Annotated in this window: 21 protein-coding genes; 6 read left to right on the forward strand and 15 right to left on the reverse strand. The window is 67.6% G+C overall.

The window, feature by feature from the left end; translation table 11 throughout:
* Positions 1–180 precede the first annotated feature (180 nt).
* Positions 181–1,413, forward strand: a complete 1,233-nt coding sequence (locus tag AC07WJ_RS34820; RefSeq protein WP_494939324.1) for an alpha/beta hydrolase — start codon at positions 181–183, stop codon at positions 1,411–1,413.
* A gap of 7 nt (positions 1,414–1,420) precedes the next feature.
* On the opposite strand, the gene AC07WJ_RS34825 is transcribed toward AC07WJ_RS34820, so the two are convergent.
* The 3 genes from AC07WJ_RS34825 to AC07WJ_RS34835 form a co-directional block, all read right to left on the reverse strand.
* Positions 1,421–2,893, reverse strand: coding sequence for a tripartite tricarboxylate transporter permease (locus AC07WJ_RS34825; protein WP_494939359.1), 1,473 nt, complete (start codon positions 2,891–2,893; stop codon positions 1,421–1,423).
* A gap of 37 nt (positions 2,894–2,930) precedes the next feature.
* The gene (locus AC07WJ_RS34830; protein WP_494939325.1) at positions 2,931–3,431 is read right to left on the reverse strand and encodes a tripartite tricarboxylate transporter TctB family protein; all 501 of its coding nucleotides are present in this window, start codon (positions 3,429–3,431) and stop codon (positions 2,931–2,933) included.
* Positions 3,432–3,552: 121 nt separating this feature from the next.
* Positions 3,553–4,536, reverse strand: coding sequence for a tripartite tricarboxylate transporter substrate binding protein (locus tag AC07WJ_RS34835; protein ID WP_494939326.1), 984 nt, complete (start codon positions 4,534–4,536; stop codon positions 3,553–3,555).
* Positions 4,537–4,757: 221 nt separating this feature from the next.
* Between AC07WJ_RS34835 and AC07WJ_RS34840 the strand changes: the two genes are divergently transcribed.
* On the forward strand, positions 4,758–6,200 hold the full coding sequence (locus AC07WJ_RS34840; RefSeq protein ID WP_494939327.1) for a hypothetical protein: 1,443 nt from the start codon (positions 4,758–4,760) through the stop codon (positions 6,198–6,200).
* Positions 6,201–6,209: 9 nt separating this feature from the next.
* Here the strand turns inward: AC07WJ_RS34840 and scpA are convergent, their stop codons facing one another.
* The 8 genes from scpA to AC07WJ_RS34880 all read right to left on the reverse strand — a co-directional run bounded on the left by scpA (position 6,210) and on the right by AC07WJ_RS34880 (position 13,554).
* Positions 6,210–8,360 (reverse strand): methylmalonyl-CoA mutase, encoded by a 2,151-nt coding sequence (gene scpA, locus AC07WJ_RS34845; protein ID WP_494939328.1) that lies wholly within the window; start codon positions 8,358–8,360, stop codon positions 6,210–6,212.
* On the reverse strand, positions 8,357–8,701 hold the full coding sequence (locus AC07WJ_RS34850) for a hypothetical protein (RefSeq protein WP_494939329.1): 345 nt from the start codon (positions 8,699–8,701) through the stop codon (positions 8,357–8,359). The genes scpA and AC07WJ_RS34850 overlap by 4 nt, the downstream gene beginning before the upstream one ends.
* 35 nt (positions 8,702–8,736) lie before the next feature.
* The gene (locus tag AC07WJ_RS34855) at positions 8,737–10,695 is read right to left on the reverse strand and encodes a methylmalonyl-CoA mutase family protein (protein ID WP_494939330.1); all 1,959 of its coding nucleotides are present in this window, start codon (positions 10,693–10,695) and stop codon (positions 8,737–8,739) included.
* 107 nt (positions 10,696–10,802) lie between these two features.
* Positions 10,803–11,300 (reverse strand): 2-amino-4-hydroxy-6-hydroxymethyldihydropteridine diphosphokinase, encoded by a 498-nt coding sequence (folK, locus tag AC07WJ_RS34860; protein WP_494939360.1) that lies wholly within the window; start codon positions 11,298–11,300, stop codon positions 10,803–10,805.
* Positions 11,301–11,352: 52 nt separating this feature from the next.
* Positions 11,353–11,721: a dihydroneopterin aldolase gene (gene folB, locus AC07WJ_RS34865; protein ID WP_494939331.1), complete on the reverse strand. Its 369-nt coding sequence runs from the start codon at positions 11,719–11,721 to the stop codon at positions 11,353–11,355.
* On the reverse strand, positions 11,718–12,566 hold the full coding sequence (gene folP, locus AC07WJ_RS34870) for a dihydropteroate synthase (protein ID WP_494939332.1): 849 nt from the start codon (positions 12,564–12,566) through the stop codon (positions 11,718–11,720). The genes folB and folP overlap by 4 nt, the downstream gene beginning before the upstream one ends.
* Before the next feature lie 59 nt (positions 12,567–12,625).
* Positions 12,626–13,171 carry a hypothetical protein gene (locus AC07WJ_RS34875; protein ID WP_494939333.1) on the reverse strand — a complete coding sequence of 182 codons (546 nt, stop codon included), beginning with the start codon at positions 13,169–13,171 and terminating at the stop codon, positions 12,626–12,628.
* The gene (locus AC07WJ_RS34880) at positions 13,171–13,554 is read right to left on the reverse strand and encodes a DUF2267 domain-containing protein (protein WP_494939361.1); all 384 of its coding nucleotides are present in this window, start codon (positions 13,552–13,554) and stop codon (positions 13,171–13,173) included. Before AC07WJ_RS34880 ends, AC07WJ_RS34875 begins: the two co-directional genes overlap by 1 nt.
* 278 nt (positions 13,555–13,832) lie before the next feature.
* Between AC07WJ_RS34880 and AC07WJ_RS34885 the strand changes: the two genes are divergently transcribed.
* The gene (locus tag AC07WJ_RS34885) at positions 13,833–14,207 is read left to right on the forward strand and encodes a nuclear transport factor 2 family protein (protein ID WP_494939334.1); all 375 of its coding nucleotides are present in this window, start codon (positions 13,833–13,835) and stop codon (positions 14,205–14,207) included.
* An 86-nt stretch (positions 14,208–14,293) separates the two neighbouring features.
* On the opposite strand, the gene AC07WJ_RS34890 is transcribed toward AC07WJ_RS34885, so the two are convergent.
* Positions 14,294–15,115 (reverse strand): DsbA family protein, encoded by an 822-nt coding sequence (locus AC07WJ_RS34890; RefSeq protein ID WP_494939335.1) that lies wholly within the window; start codon positions 15,113–15,115, stop codon positions 14,294–14,296.
* An 11-nt stretch (positions 15,116–15,126) separates the two neighbouring features.
* Positions 15,127–16,509: a M48 family metalloprotease gene (locus AC07WJ_RS34895; protein WP_494939336.1), complete on the reverse strand. Its 1,383-nt coding sequence runs from the start codon at positions 16,507–16,509 to the stop codon at positions 15,127–15,129.
* Positions 16,510–16,690: 181 nt separating this feature from the next.
* Here AC07WJ_RS34895 and AC07WJ_RS34900 point away from each other — a divergent pair, with 181 nt between their 5' ends.
* Complete coding sequence (locus AC07WJ_RS34900; protein ID WP_494939337.1) at positions 16,691–17,884, forward strand: pyridoxal phosphate-dependent aminotransferase; 1,194 nt, start codon at positions 16,691–16,693, stop codon at positions 17,882–17,884.
* 19 nt (positions 17,885–17,903) lie between these two features.
* On the opposite strand, the gene AC07WJ_RS34905 is transcribed toward AC07WJ_RS34900, so the two are convergent.
* Positions 17,904–18,662 (reverse strand): metallophosphoesterase family protein, encoded by a 759-nt coding sequence (locus AC07WJ_RS34905; protein ID WP_494939338.1) that lies wholly within the window; start codon positions 18,660–18,662, stop codon positions 17,904–17,906.
* 94 nt (positions 18,663–18,756) lie between these two features.
* Positions 18,757–19,032, reverse strand: a complete 276-nt coding sequence (locus AC07WJ_RS34910) for a GNAT family N-acetyltransferase (RefSeq protein WP_494939339.1) — start codon at positions 19,030–19,032, stop codon at positions 18,757–18,759.
* On the opposite strand from AC07WJ_RS34910, the gene AC07WJ_RS34915 reads away from it, so the two are divergent.
* Both AC07WJ_RS34915 and AC07WJ_RS34920 read left to right on the forward strand, forming a co-directional pair.
* Positions 19,013–19,624: an ArsR/SmtB family transcription factor gene (locus tag AC07WJ_RS34915; RefSeq protein WP_494939340.1), complete on the forward strand. Its 612-nt coding sequence runs from the start codon at positions 19,013–19,015 to the stop codon at positions 19,622–19,624. The two genes, AC07WJ_RS34910 and AC07WJ_RS34915, sit on opposite strands and share 20 nt — an antisense overlap.
* Complete coding sequence (locus AC07WJ_RS34920; RefSeq protein ID WP_494939341.1) at positions 19,614–20,084, forward strand: SRPBCC family protein; 471 nt, start codon at positions 19,614–19,616, stop codon at positions 20,082–20,084. Before AC07WJ_RS34915 ends, AC07WJ_RS34920 begins: the two co-directional genes overlap by 11 nt.
* The last annotated feature ends 59 nt before the right edge of the window (positions 20,085–20,143 follow it).

Below are 20,143 nucleotides of genomic sequence, written 5' to 3' on the forward strand. Positions count from 1 at the left end.
GCCTTGCGTCATAACCCGCCGGGGCGGAGCAAGGCAGCCAGCCGCCATTCAGCCCCATTCCCGCCACGGCCGGTCTTTAACCGCTCGTTGACGACGTCGGGCGCCTTGACCGTGTGTGATTAACCTTTCGGTAAGGCCTCGCGTCGTTTGTCGACCACGAACAAACCGAAGCCCGAGCCAATGCCCAAGCCGTCGACCCGCACCGTCGCCGTCGCCACCACCGCCATTCGCCTGGCTCTGGTGGCCGCGGCCGCCTGCGCGCTGGCCGGCTGCTTCGGCACCGACATGTCGGGCATATCAGGCTCGCTCGGCGCGCTCACCGCCCCCGCCAGCCAGCCGCGCGCCGTACCGGTGTTCGTCGCCTCGACACGGCCGGCCTTCCGCGGCGACGCGCTCGGCGCGCCGACCCGCGAGCGTGCCCGATTCTATCGCCAGATCGTGACGGTGCCGCCGGGCCACCAGGTCGGCACGATTCCGCGGCCGTCGCTGACACCGGAAAGCCCGTCACGTCATTTCACGCTGGCCGACCGCACGGCGCTGACGCCGGACGATTTCCGCGGCGAACTGGCCCGTGCCGTCGCGGCGAAACCCGCCGATCAGCGCGACGTGCTGGTCTATGTCCACGGCTTCAATACCGACTACGACGAGGCCGCCTTCCGCCTGGTGCAGGTCGCCACCGATGCCGGTTTCCGCGGCACCCATGTGCTGTTCACCTGGCCGAGCTATCGGCGCATGCTCGCCTATGGCGGCGATCGCGAAGTGGCCACCGCCTCGCGCGACGCCTTCGAGAAGCTGCTCGCCGATCTCGGTGAGGTGCCGGGCATCGGCCGGGTCAATCTGATCGCCCATTCGATGGGCGCGTTCCTGACCATGGAGGGGCTGCGTCAGGCCTCCATCGCCGGGCGTGGCGAGGTCAATGGCCATCTGGGCGAAGTGATCCTGGCCGCGCCGGATCTCGACGTCGAGGTGTTCAGGGGCCAGATGGCGCGCATCTCGCGGCCAAGCCGTATCTCGCTGTTCGTCCAGGCCGACGACCGGGCGCTGGCCGCCTCCATGACGGTGGCCTGGGACCGGCAACGCCTGGGCGCGCTCGATGTCCGCGATCCGCGTCATCGCGAGATCATTTCGTCGCTCGGCGTGCGCGTCTTCACCATGACATCGCAAGGCTGGACCGACCTGCTTCGCCACGGCACCTTCGCCGAGGCGCCCGAAATCGTCCGGCTGATCGGCGGCAAGATCGCCTCGCCGCCGGTGATCGAGGATTCCCTGCCGCCGCCGCCGACCGAGGCCCCGCCATTGCCGGCCGAGCTGCAGCCGCCCCAGGCCCAGACACCCATGGCCGACCAGCCGGAAAGCGCCCGGCAGGTGACGTCCGAGCCGCTGCCGCAGATCCGCGCCGACGGCACGCGCTGAGAACCCCTCAGGCCGCAGCCACCGCCCGGCCCGGCCGCCTGCGCCACAACCACACCGCCAGCGGCCAGACGAACAGGCCAATGGTGATGGCGGCGAGGATCGCCGAGACCGGCCGCTCGAAGAACGGCAGGACCGAGCCGTCCGATTTGATCAGCGAGGTGACGAAATGCTGCTCGACCATCGAGCCCATGACGACGCCGAGCACCAGCGCCGCGACCGGATAGCCGTTCTTCTCCATCATGTAACCGACACAGCCGAAGGCGGCGACCGTGATGACCAGGAACAGGTTGTTGCCGGTGGCGAATGAGCCAACGGCGCAGAGCAGCACGATCACCGGCATGATGGCGTAGCGCTTCAGCCGCAGCACATAACTCGCCAGCCGGATCATGATGATGCCGAGCGGGATCATGATGATATTGCCCAGCATGAAGATGATGTAGAGCGCATACATGCTCGACGCCTTCTCGGTGAACAGCGTCGGTCCGGGATTGAGCCCTTTCATGTAGAGCACGCCAATGGCGATCGCCGTGATGGTGTCGCCGGGGATGCCGAACAGCAATGACGGCACCCAGCCCGAGGCCAGCGAGGCATTGTTGGAGGCCCCCGCCTCGATCAGCCCTTCGGGATGGCCGGTGCCGAACTTCTCCGGCGTCTTGGAGAAGCGCTTGGCCATGGCATAGGACACCCAGGCGGCCATGTCGGCGCCGGCGCCCGGCAGCACGCCGATGATGATGCCGATAATATTGCCGCGGGTCTGCTGGACCGGATATTCCTTGGTCAGCTTCCATTGGCCGGCGAGGATCGAGCCGAATTTCCGGCGCGGCAGGGGTGGCGGTTCGGGCACCGACATGGCGCGCATGACCTCGGCCACCGCGAAGCAGCCGACCAGCGCCGGCACGACCTCGATGCCGCCGAGCAGGTCGGTGAGGCCGAAGGTGAAGCGTGGCGTGCCGGCCGGGTTCTCGATGCCGACACAGGCGATCAAGAGACCGAGCAACATGGCGGCGATCGCCTTGATCGGTGAGGAGCGCGCCACCAGCGTCGCGCACATCAGCCCGAGAAAGGCCAGCCAGAAATATTCGTAGGTCGAGAAGGACAGGGCGAATTCGGCGAGCAGCGGCGCCATCAGGATCAGCGACAGCGTGCCGAACACGCCACCGAGCGCCGAGAACCATAGGCAGATGCCGAGCGCCATTTCAGCCTGTCCCTTGCGGGTCATGGCATAGGCCTCGTCGGTATAGGCGGCGGAGGCCGGCGTGCCGGGAATGCGCAAAAGGCAGCCGGGAATATCGCCGGAGAAGATCGCCATGGCCGAGGCGGTGATAATGGTGGCGACCGCCGCGATCGGCGACAGGTAGAAGGTGACGGGCACCAGCAGCGCGGTGGCCATGGTGGCCGAGAGCCCCGGCAGCGAACCGACCACCAGGCCGTAGATCGCCGACAGCAGGATGGCGATCATCACGTCGGGTGCCAGCACCATCCAGATCGCTTCGATGAAGGTGTTCATCGTGTCACCCTCACCACGGCATCGGCAGGAGGCCGGCGGGCAAGGGCACCCGCAGCAGCTTGGCGAAAATCAGATGCACGGCCGGCGGCGCCACCAGCGCCAGCGGAATAGCGGTGCGCCAGTTGCCGCCGAGCGCAAAACAGGTGGCCACCACCATGGCGGCGGCGGTCGGGACGAAGCCGAGCGTGTCGACCGTGAAGGCGTAGAACAGCAAAAGCAGCGGCGGCACCATGGTCTTGAACGCCCCGTGGCGGATCGGCGGCGGCGCCTCGGCGGCCGGCGCGTGGCTGCCGTCTTCGGCGGTGACGATCTCCTCGGCCTCCTCGAAGGATCGGCCGATGCCGAGCGCGATCGCGACACCGCAACCGACCAGGCCCAGGCCGATCACCAGCGGGAACACATTCGGCCCGACCTGCTGGCCAGGAACCGGCGGCAGGAGCGAGCCGCCATAGGCGGCAGCGGCTCCGAGAACGGCCAGAAAGCCGCCCGTGACACGATCGGAAAGATGCATGGTTCCCCGCGGGCAGAGGCGCTTCAGCCCTTGCGGGCCGATTGGATCGATCCAGGACCGGGATCCCGGAACCCGCGGCGACAAGCCGCCACGGGGCCGTTTGATCGGGAAAGCCCGAAGCTCAGGCCTGCTTGGCGAGGCCGGCGGCTTTCATCGCCACCCCCATGGCGGCATCGCCCTCGGCCATGAACTTGCCGAAGCCGGCGCCATCCGCCCAGCGCACGCCGAAACCGCGATTGCTCATGAAGTCCTGGAATTCCTTGGACTCATTGACCTTCTTCAGCGCCGCGGTAAGCCGCTCGGCGATCGGTGCGGGCAGGTTCTTCGGCGCACCGATGCCGCGCCAGGCCCCAACCGAATAGTTGATGCCGAGGCTCTCGTTGAGCGTCGGCACATTGGGGAATTGCGGATTGCGCGCCGGCGCCATGATGGCGAGCGAACGGGCCCGGCCGGCATCCAGCATGGCCTTGGCCTCGGGCACCGAGCAGGTGACGATGTCGAGGCCGGAGGCCGCGAGGTCCTGCATGGCGGGAGCCGCCCCGTTCGACGGCACCCACGGCACCGCATTGGCGGGCAAACCCATGGCGCCGAGCCAGCCGACCAGTGCCAGGTGCCAGATACCGCCCTGGCCGGTGCCCGAGGCCTTCAGCTTGCCGGGATTGGCCTTGATGGCGTCGGCGAGGTCCTTGATCGTACGGTAGGGCGAGCTCGCCGAAACCTGCACGCCCGGCGGATCCTCGTTCATCAGCCCGAGCGGCGTGTAGCTCGACGGCGTCAGCTCGGTCAGGCCCTGCCAGTGCATCATCGAGATTTCGACGGTGAGCATGCCGATGGTGTAGCCGTCGGCCGGCGCACTCGCGATGCCGGCATGGCCGACGACGCCCGAGCCGCCGGTACGGTTGACGACATTGACCGGCTGGCCGAACTCCCGCTCCAGCAGCGAGCCGACGATGCGCGCCGTGGCATCGGTGCCGCCGCCGGCGCCCCATGGCACGATCAGCGTGATCGGGCGCGACGGATAGGCCTGCGCCATGGCAGGCGCCGACAGCGCCGTCGCGGCACCGGCCGCGGAAACGAGCAGAGTTCTACGGGTCAGATCCGTCATCGATTGCCTCCCTGATCGACCAGCCGGTTTCTCCGGCATCTCTTCTGTGATCACAGAAAGCTGCACCGGAATGCCGGGCTTGGCAATCTGGTGATCGCGACGACCTGCCGCATGGCACGTCCCCATCCGCGCGGACGGTCCCGCGTCACGATCGGCGATCGACCGGCTCCCACGGCCGTTTCGCGGGTGCGAATCTGGTTCGCTCCTGGCATCACTGACACATGCGAACCGACAGCCTCATCGGCCCCGAGACCTTGCCCCCGCCACGGCCCGTCGACATGCGGCTGGTTCTTGCCGTCGGCGCCGGCATCTATGCCCTGTTCGTGCTGCTCGGCGACCGCCTTCTCAACGATCCCGACACCCACTGGCATGTCCTGATCGGCGAGAAGATCCTGAGCGGCGACGGCTTTCCCTGGGTCGACAGCTATTCCCACACCATGCGCGGCGCCTTCTGGATCGCCAAGGAATGGCTCGCGCAGGTGTCGATGGCCTTCGCCTTCCGCCTCGCCGGCTGGACCGGCGTGACGGCGCTGGCGGCGGCGACAGGCGCGCTCGCCTTCATGATTCTGCTGCATGAGCTTTTACGCCGGCTGGACTGGCGGCCGACCCTCATTCTCTTCGCGGCGGTGCTGCTGCTGAGCGTGCCGCATGTGCTGGCCCGGCCGCATGTGCTGGCACTGCCGGTGCTGTTCCTGTGGTCGGCCGGCCTGCTGCGCGCGGCCGAGACCGGCCGCGCGCCGTGTTTCTGGCTGCTGCCGGCCATGACGCTCTGGGCCAATCTGCACGGCAGCTTCATGTTCGGCTTGGCGCTCGGCGCGCCTTTCGCCCTGGAAGCCGTGCTGCGCGCGCCGCCTGCCGCGCGGCTTCGGGTCGCCGCACTCTGGGCGCTGTTCGGCGTCCTGGCGGCCGCTGCCGCCTGCATCCATCCCTATGGCGTCGAATCGATCCTCGCGGCCTTTCGCGTGCTCGGCCTGGACGAGGCCAAGGCGATCATCATCGAATGGCGCGCCCATGATTTCAGCCGCTTCGAGCCCTTCGAGGCGGCGTTGCTGGCTGGGCTGGCGCTTGCCCTCGTCACCGGCACCCGTGTGCCGGCGCTCCGCGTCCTGCTGCTCGTCGGGCTGCTGCACATGGCGCTGGCCAATGTCCGCCATCAGACCTTGTTCGCGGTCATCGGCGTGCTCCTGCTTCTGCCCTCCATCGCCGTCCGGCTCACCCCTCGTCCGCCGCCGGCCGCGAACCTCTGGCCGACCGCCGCGGCGGCCTTGTCGCTTGCCGTCGCGGCGACATTCGTCAGCGGCTTCCTGGGGCTTGCCCGTCCCGTGGAGGTCTATGTTCCCCGTTCGGCCCTGGCCGCCGCCCGCGCGGCCGCCCTCACCGGGCCGGTGCTCAACTCCTATGGTTTTGGCGGCTGGCTGATGACCCAGGGGGTACCGACCTTCATCGACGGCCGGGCGGAACTCTATGGCGGCGCTTTCGTGGCGAACACCGTCCATGCATTGGAGCTCAAGAACGTCGACACCTTCATCGATCTGCTCGACCGCTACCGTATCGGCTGGACCCTGTTGACGCCGGGCACGCCCGCCATCGGCCTGCTCGACCGGCTGCCGGGTTGGAGGCGGGTCCATGCCGACGGCATCGCCGTCGTTCACGCGCGGCAATGATGCGCCGGCTTACTCCGCGGCGGCCTGCGAATAGCCGAGCTTGGCGTTGAGCTTGTCCATCAGGTCGATGGCGGCATCCGCGATCGGCGTGCCCGGCGGGAAGATCGCCGCCGCGCCGGCCTCGTAGAGTGCCGCGAAATCCTGCGGCGGAATGACGCCGCCGACGACGATCATGATGTCTTCGCGTCCCTGCGCCGCGAGTTCCGCCCTGAGCTCCGGCACCAGGGTCAGGTGGCCGGCGGCCAGCGACGACACGCCGACGCAGTGGACGTCATTTTCGATCGCCTGCTTGGCGGCTTCCGCCGGCGTCGCGAACAAGGGGCCGATATCGACGTCGAAGCCGAGATCGGCAAAGGCCGAGGCGATCACCTTCTGGCCGCGGTCATGGCCGTCCTGGCCGACCTTGGCGACCAGGATGCGCGGGCGCCGGCCCTCGTTCTCGGCAAAGGCCTCGACCATGTGCTGGACCTTCGAGACATTCTCGTTCATCGCGCCGACCTCGCGCTTGTAGACGCCGGAAATCGACTTGATCTCGGCCTTGTGGCGGCCGAACACCTTTTCCATCGCATCCGACATCTCACCGACGGTCGCCTTGGCGCGCGCCGCGTTGATCGCCAGTTCCAGGAGATTGCCGGCGCCGCCGGCCGCCGCCGTCAGGGCGTCGAGGGCCGCCTGCACCTCGGCCGGATTGCGCTCGGCGCGCAGCCGCTTCAGCTTGTCGATCTGGCTCGCGCGCACCGCCGAATTGTCGACCTTCAGCACGTCGATCGGCTTCTCGCCGTCGGGCCTGAACTTGTTGACGCCGATCACCGACTGAAGGCCGGAATCGATGCGCGCCTGGGTCTTGGCCGCGGCTTCCTCGATGCGCAGCTTGGGGATCCCCGCGTCGATCGCCTTGGCCATGCCGCCGAGCGCCTCGACCTCCTGGATATGGTCCCAGGCCTTGGCGGCGAGATCGGCGGTCAGCTTCTCGACATAAAACGAACCGCCCCAGGGATCGATGATCCGGGTGGTGCCCGATTCCTGCTGCAGGAACAGCTGGGTGTTGCGGGCGATGCGGGCGGAGAAATCTGTCGGCAGCGCCAGCGCCTCGTCCAGCGCGTTGGTGTGCAGCGACTGGGTATGGCCCTGGGTCGCCGCCATCGCCTCGATCTGCGTGCGGATGACGTTGTTGAACACGTCCTGGGCGGTCAGCGACCAGCCCGAGGTCTGGCTGTGGGTGCGCAGCGGCAGGCTCTTGTCGGTCTTCGGATCGAACTCCTTGACCAGCTTGGCCCAGAGCAGGCGCGCCGCCCGGAGCTTCGCCACCTCCATGAAGAAATTCATGCCGATGGCCCAGAAGAACGACAGGCGCGGCGCGAACTGGTCGACCGTCATGCCGGCGGCGATGCCGGCACGGATATATTCGACGCCATCGGCGAGCGTATAGGCGAGCTCGAGGTCCTGCGTCGCCCCGGCCTCCTGCATGTGGTAGCCAGAAATCGAGATCGAATTGTATTTCGGCATATGCTTCGCCGTGTGGGCGAAGATATCCGAGATGATCCGCATCGAGGGCACCGGCGGATAGATATAGGTGTTGCGGACCATGAACTCCTTGAGGATGTCGTTCTGGATGGTCCCGGAGAGCTTGGCCTGCGGCACGCCCTGTTCCTCGGCCGCCGCGATATAGAGCGCGAGCACCGGCAGCACCGCGCCGTTCATGGTCATCGACACGCTCATCTCGCCGAGCGGAATGCCCGAGAACAGCGTGCGCATGTCATAGATTGAATCGATCGCCACGCCGGCCATGCCGACATCGCCGGCGACGCGCGGATGGTCTGAATCATAACCGCGATGGGTGGCGAGATCGAAGGCGACCGACAGGCCCTTCTGGCCGGCGGCGAGATTGCGCCGGTAGAAGGCGTTGCTGTCCTCGGCCGTGGAGAAGCCGGCATATTGCCGGATCGTCCAGGGCTGGTTGACATACATGGTCGGATAGGGGCCGCGCAGGAACGGCTTGATACCCGGATAGGTGTCCAGGAAATCGATGCCGGCGAGGTCGGCCTCGCCATGGACCGGCTTGACCAGGATGTCCTCGGGCGTCAGCCAGGCCTCGCCGCCTGTGGCGGCCGAAGCGGCTTTGGAAAAGGGCAAAGTGGAAAAGTCGGGAATAGAGGTCATTGGCCTCTCCTCAAGCGCTCACCGTCGCGGCGGCGCATTTCGTCGGTGATGAGGCGGATCTGCTCGAGCGAGCGCAGCCTGTCGATATCCGGATCGGCACGACGGGCATCCTTGATCAGGCTGCCACGCAACAGCCAGAACATCGGCATGAGTGCAAGCCCGAAGACCGGATTGCTCCAGGCGGCGCCAGCCATGTCGCCGACGCGCCGATTGATCCCCTGCACCTTGTCGTGGCTCGCCCGCGCCCTATCCAGCAGAGTGACGAGCTCACGATTGCCGAACGCGCCGAGATCCAGCCATCCGTCGTCCCTTTCCGGCCCAGCCGGGGGTTGCAATGGCACAGGCGGTATTCGCGGGACCCTGGTCAAGGCCGGCCTCACTCACCCAGCGCCGCCTTCGCGGCGTCGAGACAGTCTAGCACGTCGCAGCCCGCGAAGATGAAACCACCGATACCGGCGGATTTCAGTGCCGCTTCCTGCTCGCCGGGACGGCCGGCGAGCCAGATCCGGGTGGCGCCGGCGGCCTTCAGCGCCGCCGCCGTCGCAACCGCATCGGTCGCATAGATGTCGTCGGACGAGCACAGGCAGGCGATCCGCGCGCCCGATGCCTTGAACGCCGCCAGCAGATCCGCCCCATCGGCGAAGGCCTCGGGGACCGGGGCCTCGAAACCGCCTGCCTCGAACAGGTTCTTGGCAAAACTGGCACGCGGCGTGAAGGCGGCGACCGGGCCGAGCACGGCAAGAAAGACCAGCGGCCGCCTGCCGGTATTGGCGGTGACGGCATCGAGCGCGGCGCGCAGGGCTTCAAAGGGTTCGGCGAGACGGATCGGCTCGAGCGGGTCGACGAAGATCGTGTCGGTCTTCGGCCGCGACAGTGCGGCACGCACCGCGCCGGCCCCGAAAGCCACAGCCGTCGCCTCGAACCGCGCGCCCTTGGCCGCTTCTGGCAGGTCGATCGCCGCCGCGGCCTTGTTGGAAACGCGGGGCGCGGAATGCAGCACCTCCGGCACGGCTTCGTGGATATTGGGGAATTCGGAGGTGCCGGTGAGCGGCTCACGCCGCTTGGCGATGGCGGCCTGATGAGCTTGGCGCGCCTTGGCGACCGCCGCCTGAATGGTGCCGCTGGACAGCGCCGCGACCACCCCGCCGACGCGCTCGCTGTCCTGGAACAGCGCCCACGCGGTTTCGCAAAGCTCCGATGTCAGCGCCTCGACGCCTCCTGAACCGGCGGTCGGATCGGCAACCCGATGCAGGTTCGATTCCTCGATCAGAATCAGCTGGGTGTTGCGGGCAATGCGGCGGGCGAACGCATCGGGCAGTCCGATCGCGGCGGTCCAGGGCTGCACGGTGACATGATCGGCGCCGCCGATGCCGGCGCCGAAACAGGCCATGGTGGTGCGCAGCCAGTTGACTGCCGGATCGACCCTGGTGGTCATACGCCAGGCAGTTTCGGCATGGACCTCGAGGCGCGAGGGCGCGAGGCCGCAAGCGGTCTCGACCCGCGCCCAGAGCTGGCGGATGGCGCGCAGCTTGGCAGTGGTGAGAAACTGGTCGGCATCGGCCGTCAGCAGCACGGCGACCGCGCGACGCGCCTCGTCGAGCGTGAGGCCCGCCTGTTCCAGCACGCGCAGATATTGGACGGCCGCGCCCAGCACGAAGGCGAGCTCCTGCGCCTCCGAACCGCCGGCATCATGGATCACCCGGCCGTCGGCGATCACCTGGGTGCCGGCGAAACCACGTTTGCGCAGGCCGAGGACCATGTCGGCCGCCTTGGCTGCCGCGCCGTCCCAGTTCTCCAGCGTGCCGCGCCGCGCAAAGGCGCCGATCGGATCGATGCCGAAGGCGACCGACAGGCTTGCCGGGTCGAGCCCGTCGCGCGCGGCCTTGGCCGCCAGCATGGCCGCGACATGGCCGGCGGCCGTGCCGGCATCGATGCGCAACGGGATCAGGTCGAGCATGACGCCGTCGAGAACCTGGTCGAGATCGGCGAGGCCGTCGAGCACGAGACCATCGCCCCGATGGTCGCCGATGGCGCCACGGGTGACGATAGCCAAGCCCGAGGCGCCATTGGTCAGATCATCGAGCGCCTGGGCATTGGCGTCGCGCGGATCCGGCTGGTCGACGCGCTGCACCACCGTCCACGGCGCGCCGGCGGCACGGCCAGCCAGCGGCACGGCCTCCGCCACGCGCGGGTAGAGCGGCTGAATGGCTATGCCATCGGCGGTGCGGCCGACCAGGGTCTTGTCGAAGGGCTTGCCCTTCAACACGGCATCGACCGCGGCGCGCCATTGCGCTTCGGTGGCGGCAGGGAATTCGGAGGCGAGAGCAAGGGGCATGGTCGACGTCATGCAGCTTCGATGCCACGAAGACGTGACTTTCGAAAGGCGGCCTTTGGACGGATCAGGACAGACGATAGATCAATTCGCCGGTCCCGGCTGCCGGATCAGGCCTCGGCGCGCGACGGCAGGCGCTCGATGCCGCCCGTATCGATGGCATCAAGCATGGCCTTGATGCTGAGGCCGCCAATGATCCGGTCGGGCGCGATCTCGGCCAGCGGCACCAGCACGAAGGCGCGTTCCTTCAGGCGCGGATGCGGCAAATGCAGGTCCGGTTCGTCGAGACTGACATCGCCATAGGCGATCAGGTCGATGTCGACGGGCCGGGGCCCCCAGCGGAGCGCCCGGGTGCGATCGCGGCCAAGCCTCGCCTCGACCGCCAGGGCGCGCTCCAGAAGTGCGCGCGGCGCGAGCCCGGTCTCGACCACGAGGCCGAGATTGACGAAGGGCGGCTGGTCGGTGACGCCCCAGGGCGGCGTCCGATAATCGGATGACCGCGCGACGAGGCGCACCTCGGCACCGTCACAGAACAAGGCGACCGCGCGATCAAGCGTGGCTCTGATATCGCCGATATTGCCGCCGAGACTGATCAGGGCTTCGGTCATGGGCGCTTCGGTCATGGGCGCTTCGGTCATGGGCGCTTCGGCCTCGCCTCGATCAGTCGTGCCGGCCGCGGACCAGCACGACGCCGACATCGTCGAAAATGGCGGCGATCGGCGCATGCGGCTTGTGGACGGTGACGCGGACGGTGCGAATTCGGGGGAAGGCCCCCAGGACCGCGTCGGCGACCGCGCCGGCGGCGGCCTCCAGCAGCTTGAAATTGCGCGTGGTGAAGGCGCGCTCGGTCTCCTCCGCGATTGCCGCGTAGGAGACGGTATCGGCGAGATGATCGCTGCGGGCGGCTTCGCTCAGGTCGCAGGTCAGGTCGAGGTCGATGACGAAACGCTGGCCGACCTTGCCCTCGTGCTCCATCACGCCGTGATGGGCATGGATCACCAGTCCCTTGATGAAAATCTGATCGGTCATCGTGCCTCGCTGATGGCTTGAGCGACCTTCACGGCCTGGAGCGTTTCGGCCACGTCATGGGCGCGAATGATCGCAGCGCCCGCCTGCATGGCAATCAGATGGGCGGCAAGCGATCCGCCGATGCGCCGGTCGGGCGGCGCCGGCGAAACGCTGTCGATGAAGCGTTTGCGCGAGGCTCCGACCAGAACCGGCAGGCCGAAGCGCGCGAGGCGGCCGAGCTTGCCGAGCGTCTCGATGCTCTGTGCCGGCGTCTTGCCGAAGCCGATGCCGGGATCGAGCACGATCCGGTCGCGCCGGATGCCGGCCCGGTCGGCGATCGCCAGCGACCGATGAAAGAAGGCGTCGATATCGGCCATGATGTCGACCGCCGGATCCGCGTCGTCGCGATTGTGCATGACGACCACGGGCACGCCGTGATCAGCGACGACATGGGCCATGTCGGGATCGCGCTGCAGGCCCCAGACATCGTTGACGATGGCCACGCCCGCACCGAGCGCCCAGCGCGCCACGCCGGCCTTGATCGTGTCGATCGACACCGGCAGGCCGAGCCCGACCACCGCCGGCAGGACCGGCGCGAGCCGGGCGATCTCGTCTTCGAACGAGACCGGCGCCGCGCCGCCATAGGGTCTGGTCGATTCGGCGCCGATATCGAGGATGTCGGCGCCCTCCGCGACCATACGCGCGGCCTGGGCCAGCGCACGCGCAGGCGAAAAGAACTGCCCGGCATCGGAAAAGGAATCGGGCGTGACGTTCAGAATACCCATGACCGCCGGCCGCCCCAGCGCCAGGAGCACGCCAAGCAGCCCATCTGATGATACGGCGATCGAGGGCGGAGCAAGGACCATCGCGGTGCTTTGAGCGCCTGCCCACGCCCTGTCAACCCACGCAAACCGGCGGCTCGCCGCTAGCGTTTCGCCAGTGCCGTGCAGGTACCGAGATAGCGGCTGAGCGCCGCCTTGGCGCCTTCGAGACTGAGCTTGAAGGCGAGCGGTGGACTGGTGCTGCGCAGATTGAGTTCGGCACCCGTCGCGTCGCGCAGGAAGGTGGCGAAATCGCGCAACGTATCGACGTCGGCATCCTCGATCACGCCGCGTTCGGCGACCAGTTCGGCACGTTCGGGCGACGGTCCCGCGATACTCGCGTCGAGCGTCGTCACGAACAGGTCGTCACCGGCCTCGAAGGCGACCGAGATCGGCTCCGCCTTGCCGCCCGGGCGCGCGCCGGCAACCGGCCCACGCAGCCTGACCGCCGGCCGGGCGCCGCAGAAGAAACCGAGATAGACGGTACCGGCCGAGGCGCCCTCGCCGATCGTTGCGGTGACGAAAGCCTGGACCTGGCCATCGGCCTCGGTGGTGCGCCAGCCGGCAGGCTCGGTCTGCGCGGCAGCCAGGGTGGCCGTGGCGGATATCGCCACGGCGGTGAAGGCGATCGCCTTGAACAAATGTCGCATCAGACGAATTGCGACAATCCCGGCGTGCCGCCGACGATCTGACCCATGACGTCCTCGCCGGCATGCTCACGCCCGAAAGCGACCAGTTCCTTGCCGACGGTGGAGATCTGCCCCATGTCGAGACCAGCCCCCATCAGATTGGCGCCGAGGCCCATGATGCCGCCGCCCATCAGGCCGCCGACCATGCCCATGAGGCCGCCACCGCCGCCGCCCGAAGCCTGGTCGATCAGTTGGGTGGAACCCGGCAGCGCCGCCAGCATCTGCTGGACCGGCTCGGACGGGCCTTCCTTCTGCAGGAAACCCAGGATCATGCCGACCGCCTTGGAGGCAAGCCCGGCGTCGATGCCGGCCGCGGCGGCGACGCGGTTGATGAGATCTTCGATCATGTCATGTCTCCCAGATGCAAGAACGGCTCCGGGCGCGATCAGCGATCCCCCCTGAGGTTGCCGCAATATGGCTGCCAGGGCTGCGCCGGGCAAGCAGCGAACATTTACAACGCGCTGTTTCTAAGCGCCGGGCTTTGTGATCTTCTCCGCACCGGGCGGTGGTACCGGCGGTGACGGCACGATCGCTGCACATCTCGTTTCGCTTAACGCCTTCGCGCCGGGCGTCGCTTCGCCCGAGCGGCGCGAGGCGGTGGAAAACGCCTTCGGAGAATTGCATGTCCCACGATCGTTCAACCGTCGATGCCACCGTCCAGCTCTATCTCGACGGCCTCTATGAATGCGACGCCGACAAGCTCGGCCAGGCCTTCCACCCGAGCGCCGACCTGCGCTGGAACGAGGCCGGCGAACTCAAGGTGCTCGGCTATGCCGATTGGCTCGCAGCGGTGCGCAAGCGCACCTCGCCCAAATCGCAAGGGCAGCCGCGCCACGATTTCGTCGTCACGGTCGACCGTTCCGACGAGACGACCGCCTTCGTGAAGGTGAAATGCGCCCTGCCGCCGCGCTTCTTCACCGACTATCTCGTGCTGATGAAACTCACCGACGGCTGGCAGGTCGTATCGAAGTCCTATCGCTTCGAGACGCATGACTGAGGCCGCGGGCCTGGTCCAAAAACATCACGGCCGGCGCAAAGGCCGGCCGTGAACATCAAGACGTGGCGTCGAGGCGACAGCGCGCCTCAGCAGACATTGGCCTCGCGGGCGCAGCCGGCCCGGGCCCGCACCAGGTTTTCACGCAGCTTCTCGACACCGACGGCCCCCACCACCACTTCGTCGCCGATGATATAGGTCGGCGTGCCGTTGATGCGCAGCAGATCGGCGAGACGCGCCGTCTCCGCCAGCTCGGCGCGGATCTGCGGGGCGTTCATGTCGCGCTCCAGCCGCGCCATGTCGGCGCCGACCTCACGGGCGACCTCGAGCGCACGGGCACGGTTGGCCTGGCCGCGGCCGCCCAGCAGCTTGGTGTGGAATTCCTCATATTTGGCGCCCTGGATCTGCATCTTGAGGGCAAGCGCCACCTGCGACGCCTCCACCGAGCCAGGGCCGAGCACCGGGAAATCCCGCAGCACGAGACGGATGCGGCGGTCCTGGCGCACCAGATCCATGGTCTCGGCCATGGCGCGCTTGCAGAAGCCGCAGTTGTAATCGAAGAACTCGACGATGGTGACGTCGCCCTGGGGATTGCCTAGCACGACCTGGTTGGCCGAGCGGTAAAGCTGCTGGCGGTTGGCCTGGAAGGCCTCGCCGCGCGCTCGCTCCTCATTGACCGCCTGCCGGCGCTCCAGCTCGACCAGCGCCTCCTGCAGCACTTCCGGGTTCTTCAGGAGATAGTCGCGGATGATCGCCTCGATACGCGCCCGCTCCTCGGGCGTCGCCTGCACCGTCGGCGCGGTCGACATCTGCGGCGCGGCCGAGGTCTGGGCGAAGGCCGGACCGGCAAGACCCAGGGCTGCGACACCAAGGGCCGCGGCCAGGGCAAAAGCGACAGGGCGGAAATTCATGGGATAGACCCTCAATTCTGGTTGCGCCGCTGGGCGACGATATCTTCGGCGCGAAGCCAGCCGGGCGAGCCGGCGGGAAGAGATGCCTGGGCGCGACGGGCAAGCCCGCGGGCGGCGCCGAGGTCGCCCTCGTAGAGCGATGTCTGGGCGGCGGCGAGATCGGCCTGGCCGCGATCACCCTTACGGCCATAGGCTATGGCGAGCTGGCGATAGCCGTCGGCAGCCTCCGGCTCGCGCTGCAGGGCCAGGCGCAACTCACGCACCGCTTCGTCGAGCACCGCATTGTTGCCGGTGGCGACGAGCGCATGACCGAGCATGATGCGGATCAGGCCGGAATTGGGCGCCAGCGCCACGGCCCGGCGCAGCGGCGCGATGGCCTGGCCCGGCAAGCCGGTCTCCAGCAGGATCTGGCCCTTGATCTCGTGAAAGTAGGGATTGTTCGGCTGTGTCCGGATCAGGTCGTCGGCCAGCGCGGCGGCGCGATTGCGATCGCCGAACCGGAACATCTGGATGGTGCGGGCATAACGCGCCGGCAAGGAGGTATCGCTCGGCGGGAAGCGCCGGGTGATCGCGTCATTGCGCTCGACGAAGCCGGCGAGCTTGGCGCGCGCGAGATTATGACGCATCACCCGATCGGCCGGATCGGTGGCGTTGTAATGCGGGCTCGCCTTGGCCAGCGGCTCGATGCTGGCGACGCGATCCGCCGGGATCGGGTGGCTGATCATGTAGGGATCGGCCTGGCGCGCCGCGAACATGGTCTGGTCCTGCAGGCGGCGGAAGGTCTCGACCATGCCCTTGGCGGACTGGCCGGTGGCATTGAGGTAGTTGATCGCGGCGCGATCGGCGGCGGCTTCCTCGCCGCGCTGATAGGACAGGAGTGACCGCATGGCGATATGCGGGCCGCCCATGAGTACGCCGGGCGCGGCCTCGCCGATGCCGCTGCCGGCCCGCCCGCTCGCAGCCCCGGCGGCAACCGCGCCGGCACCGACCAGCATGCCGATGACGGCGACGATCTGGGCCCGCTCGACCGCCTCGCGCAGGCGCGCCAGATGGCCGCCGGCAATATGGCCGGTCTCGTGCGCCATCACGCCGATCAGCTCGTTCGGCGTCCGGGAATCCATGATGGCGCCGGCGTTGACGAAGATGCGCCGGCCATTGGCGACGAAAGCGTTGAAGCCGCGATCGTTGATGATGACCACATTGGTCTGGCTGCCGCCGACGCCTGCGGCGCGAAACAGCGGCCGCGCATAATCGCGCAGGAGGTTTTCGATCTCGGTATCACGAACGATCGGCAGGCCCTGCTGCTGGGCACGGGCCGGCGCTCCCGTCGAAATGGCGACGAGAGATGCGAGCGCCGATGCTGCAAGACGGCTGCGAAGCGGGCGAAACTTCATCGTGACGGGAACCTACGGAGTGGACACGCGAGGGTCAACGCGCAGCCGATCACGTTCGGGCGAGAACCGTGACCGCGCGATGACGGTATGTTAGAGCCCTTGCCGCTCTCAAGATCCAGTGTCGACGGTGGTCAGCCCCCACCGTCCCCCGGTGCCTATGCTGGGGTAAACGGGCAAAACCATGACGAGGTCCATCATGTCGCGCGAGGGCATAGCCCGTTCGCTGCTCACTCCCACCCGGCGCGGCTCGGTGGCGCCCTTCCTGGTCATGGATGTGATGACGGCGGCCGCCAAGGCCGAGGCGGAGGGACGCAGCGTCATTCACATGGAGGTCGGCCAGCCCGCCGCGGCGACCCCGCTCATGGTGCGCGAAGCCGCGGCGCGGGCGCTGATGGAAGGCCAGATCGGCTATACGCTGGCGCTCGGCATTCCCGAACTGCGCCAGCGGATCGCCCGCTATTATGCCGATGCCCATGGCGTCGACGTGCCGATCGAGCGCATTGCCGTGACCATGGGCTCGTCATCGGCCTTCATCCTGTCGTTCCTGGCGCTGTTCGAAGCCGGCGACCGGGTGGCGATCGCCAGCCCCGGCTATCCCGCCTACAAGAACATCCTTGAGGCGCTCGGCTGCGAGGTGGTGTTCATCGAGACCACGGTGGAGACCCGCTATGCGATCACGCCCGACATGCTGGCGGCCGAACATGCCAGGAAGCCGCTCGACGGCCTGCTGGTGGCAAGCCCGGGCAATCCGACCGGCACGATGATGACGCCGCATGCGCTCGCTGCCCTGGTCGGCGCGGCGCGCGACCTCGGCATCCGCTTCATCTCGGACGAAATCTATCACGGCCTGTCCTATGACATGCCCTGTGCCACCGCGCTGGAAACCTCCAGCGATGTGGTGGTGATCAATTCCTTCTCGAAATATTACTGCATGACCGGCTGGCGCATCGGCTGGATGGTGGTTCCGGAGACGCTGGTGCGCGCGACCGAGTGCCTGGCCCAGAACCTGTTCATCTCCGCGCCGAAGCTGAGCCAGGTCGCGGCGCTGGCCGCCTTCGAGGCGACCGATGCGCTGGAGGCGATCAAGGCGGGCTACGCGGCGAACCGCAAGGTATTGCTGGAAGGCCTGCCCAAGGCCGGGCTCGACCGCCTGCTGCCGGTCGACGGCGCGTTCTACATCTATGCGGATGTCGGCCATCTCACCAATGACAGCCTGGATTTCGCCCGCCGCATGCTGGCCGAAACCGGGGTCGCGGCAACGCCGGGGCCGGATTTCGACCCGTTCAATGGCATGCACGCGATGCGCTTCTCCTTCGCCGGCTCGACGCCCGACATGGAAGAGGCGGTGAAGCGGCTCACCAAATGGCTGGCCTGAACGGACGGCCGGCGCGGCCTCAGGGCATGCGGCCTGTGGCGAGCGCATGGGACCAATCGGCCCGTCCATTGGCCGCGGCCCGCGCGGCCGCCGCCTGCCAGTCATAGGCGACGGCGATCAGTTCGACCCCGGTGACCGCGCCGCCCTCGATGGTGACCAGCGCATAACGTGCGTGGGGCGAGCCGGCCTCGGACACATGCGGATGAGGTTCGCTCGGGTCGTCATAGGCCTGCGCGCCGACACTGCCGGGATTGATGACGACCGCGCCGCTTGCCGGTATCCGCAGCACCCGGGCGATGTGGCTGTGGCCGCAGAGCACGAGACCGGCGCCGTGGACATCGCCGAGCCGTTCGGCAATGGCTGCCGCGGATGACAGGGCCAGCCGGCCGGCCACGACGTCCTCGGTGAGATAGGCGTTGTCGTCGGCGGGCGTCGCGTGAAAGGCCCGGACCAGCACGCCGCCGACGTCGAAATCGACCATGTGCGGCAGGCCGCCGAGCCAATGAACATGGCTCTCGTCCAGCGCTTCGCGGGCAAAGCGGTCGGACGGATAGATCAGCTCCGGCTCGGCCGTTGCCACCCAGCGGTCGTGATTGCCCCTCACCGTGGTGAGCCCGAGCCCGCGCAGCCGATCGCAGGTTTCGCGCGGCCAGAGCGGTCCCGACACGCAGTCCCCGAGATCGACGATGCGCCCGACCCCGCGGCCAGCGATATCCGCGAGCACGGCGTCGAGCGCCAGGACGTTGCCGTGAATGTCGGCGATCACGGCAAAACGCATGGCGGCTCCGAAGCACTGCGGGATGAGCACGTCATCGTGGACCGGGCCGATGCCCGGATGCAAGACGCGCTGGTCGAATCAGCGGGATGATGGGTCAGAGCAGCAGGTCGCCATATTCGTCATGCTTGGCGATATAAGCCCCGATGAACGGGCATTGCGCGACCACTTTGAGGCCTTGCGCCCGCGCATCATCGAGCGCGCCACGGGCCAAGGCCGAGCCGATGCCCCGGCCCGAAAGTTCGTTCGGCACCTCGGTGTGAACGAAAGTGACGACGCCCGCCTCCCGTCGATAATAGGCGGCGGCGACATGGCCTTCGACATCGAGTTCGTAGCGGTTGAGCTCGGGATTGTTGCGCACTGCATTCGTCATCGCGGGCCTCGCTTTCGACACCGGCTCAGGTCCGGCCGATATCGACCATTCTTCTGTTCTGTCCGCGCCCCTTGCGACCGCATCGAGCGCTTCGCCCAAGAGATCAGGAAGTTGCGCCCCATGGCAACCCGTTACTGGGAAAGCGGGCGGCGTCATTGCCTTCCGCCGGCGTACAACGATCCGCGATCCGCGGCCCTGGTTTGGTTTGCCAAATGGAAAACTGTCAGCTATAGTTCTCCATATGGAAAACTATCAACCCTCGCTCGATGCGGCCTTTCACGCCCTCGCCGACCCCACCAGACGGGCCGTCGTCAGCCGTCTGACGAAGGGGCCCGCATCGGTCAAGGAACTGGCGGCGCCCTTCGAGATGGGGCTGCCGTCCTTCATGAAGCACCTCGGCATCCTCGAGAAGGACGGCCTGATCAACACCGAAAAGGTCGGCCGCATCCGCATCTGCCGGGTGAACACGGAGGGGCTGGCGGCCGCCGAGACCTGGCTCGCGGAGCAACGCAGGCTCTGGCAGGCCAGATCGGATCGGCTTGCCGACTATGTCGAAACCCAAATGGCCAGGAGTATCGAAGATGCCGGCTGACGAATCCGAACTCACCATCGCGCGCTTCATCAAGGCGCCGCCGGCCCTCGTCTGGAAAGCGTGGAGCACACCCGAGCATCTGGCGAAATGGTGGATACCGGCCCCGCTCGAATGCCAGGTGGTCAAGCTGGACCTGCGCCCGGGCGGCGGGTTCGAAACCCGCATGCGCGAAGGCGGCGGCGCATTTCAGCCCCATGTCGCCGGCTGCTTCCTGGAGATCGTTCCCGAAGCCCGCCTGGTGTTCACGACGGTCCTGACCGAGGGCTGGCGGCCGGCCGAGCCATGGCTGGCATTGACCGCGATCATGACATTCGAAGCGGAAGAGCGCGGCACCCGATACTCCGCCCGCGTACTGCACAAAAATGCAGCGGACTCGCGAAAGCACGAAGACATGGGCTTCCATGATGGCTGGGGAACCACGATCGACCAGCTCGCGGCCTTCACCGCGCGACTGGCGTAGACCGGCCACCGCATCGCACGCAGCACGCCAGGGCGCCAGGTTGCGGCGGGAGGCTCGGA

This window comes from Phreatobacter sp. GW821-FHT04C01 (assembly GCF_059420385.1).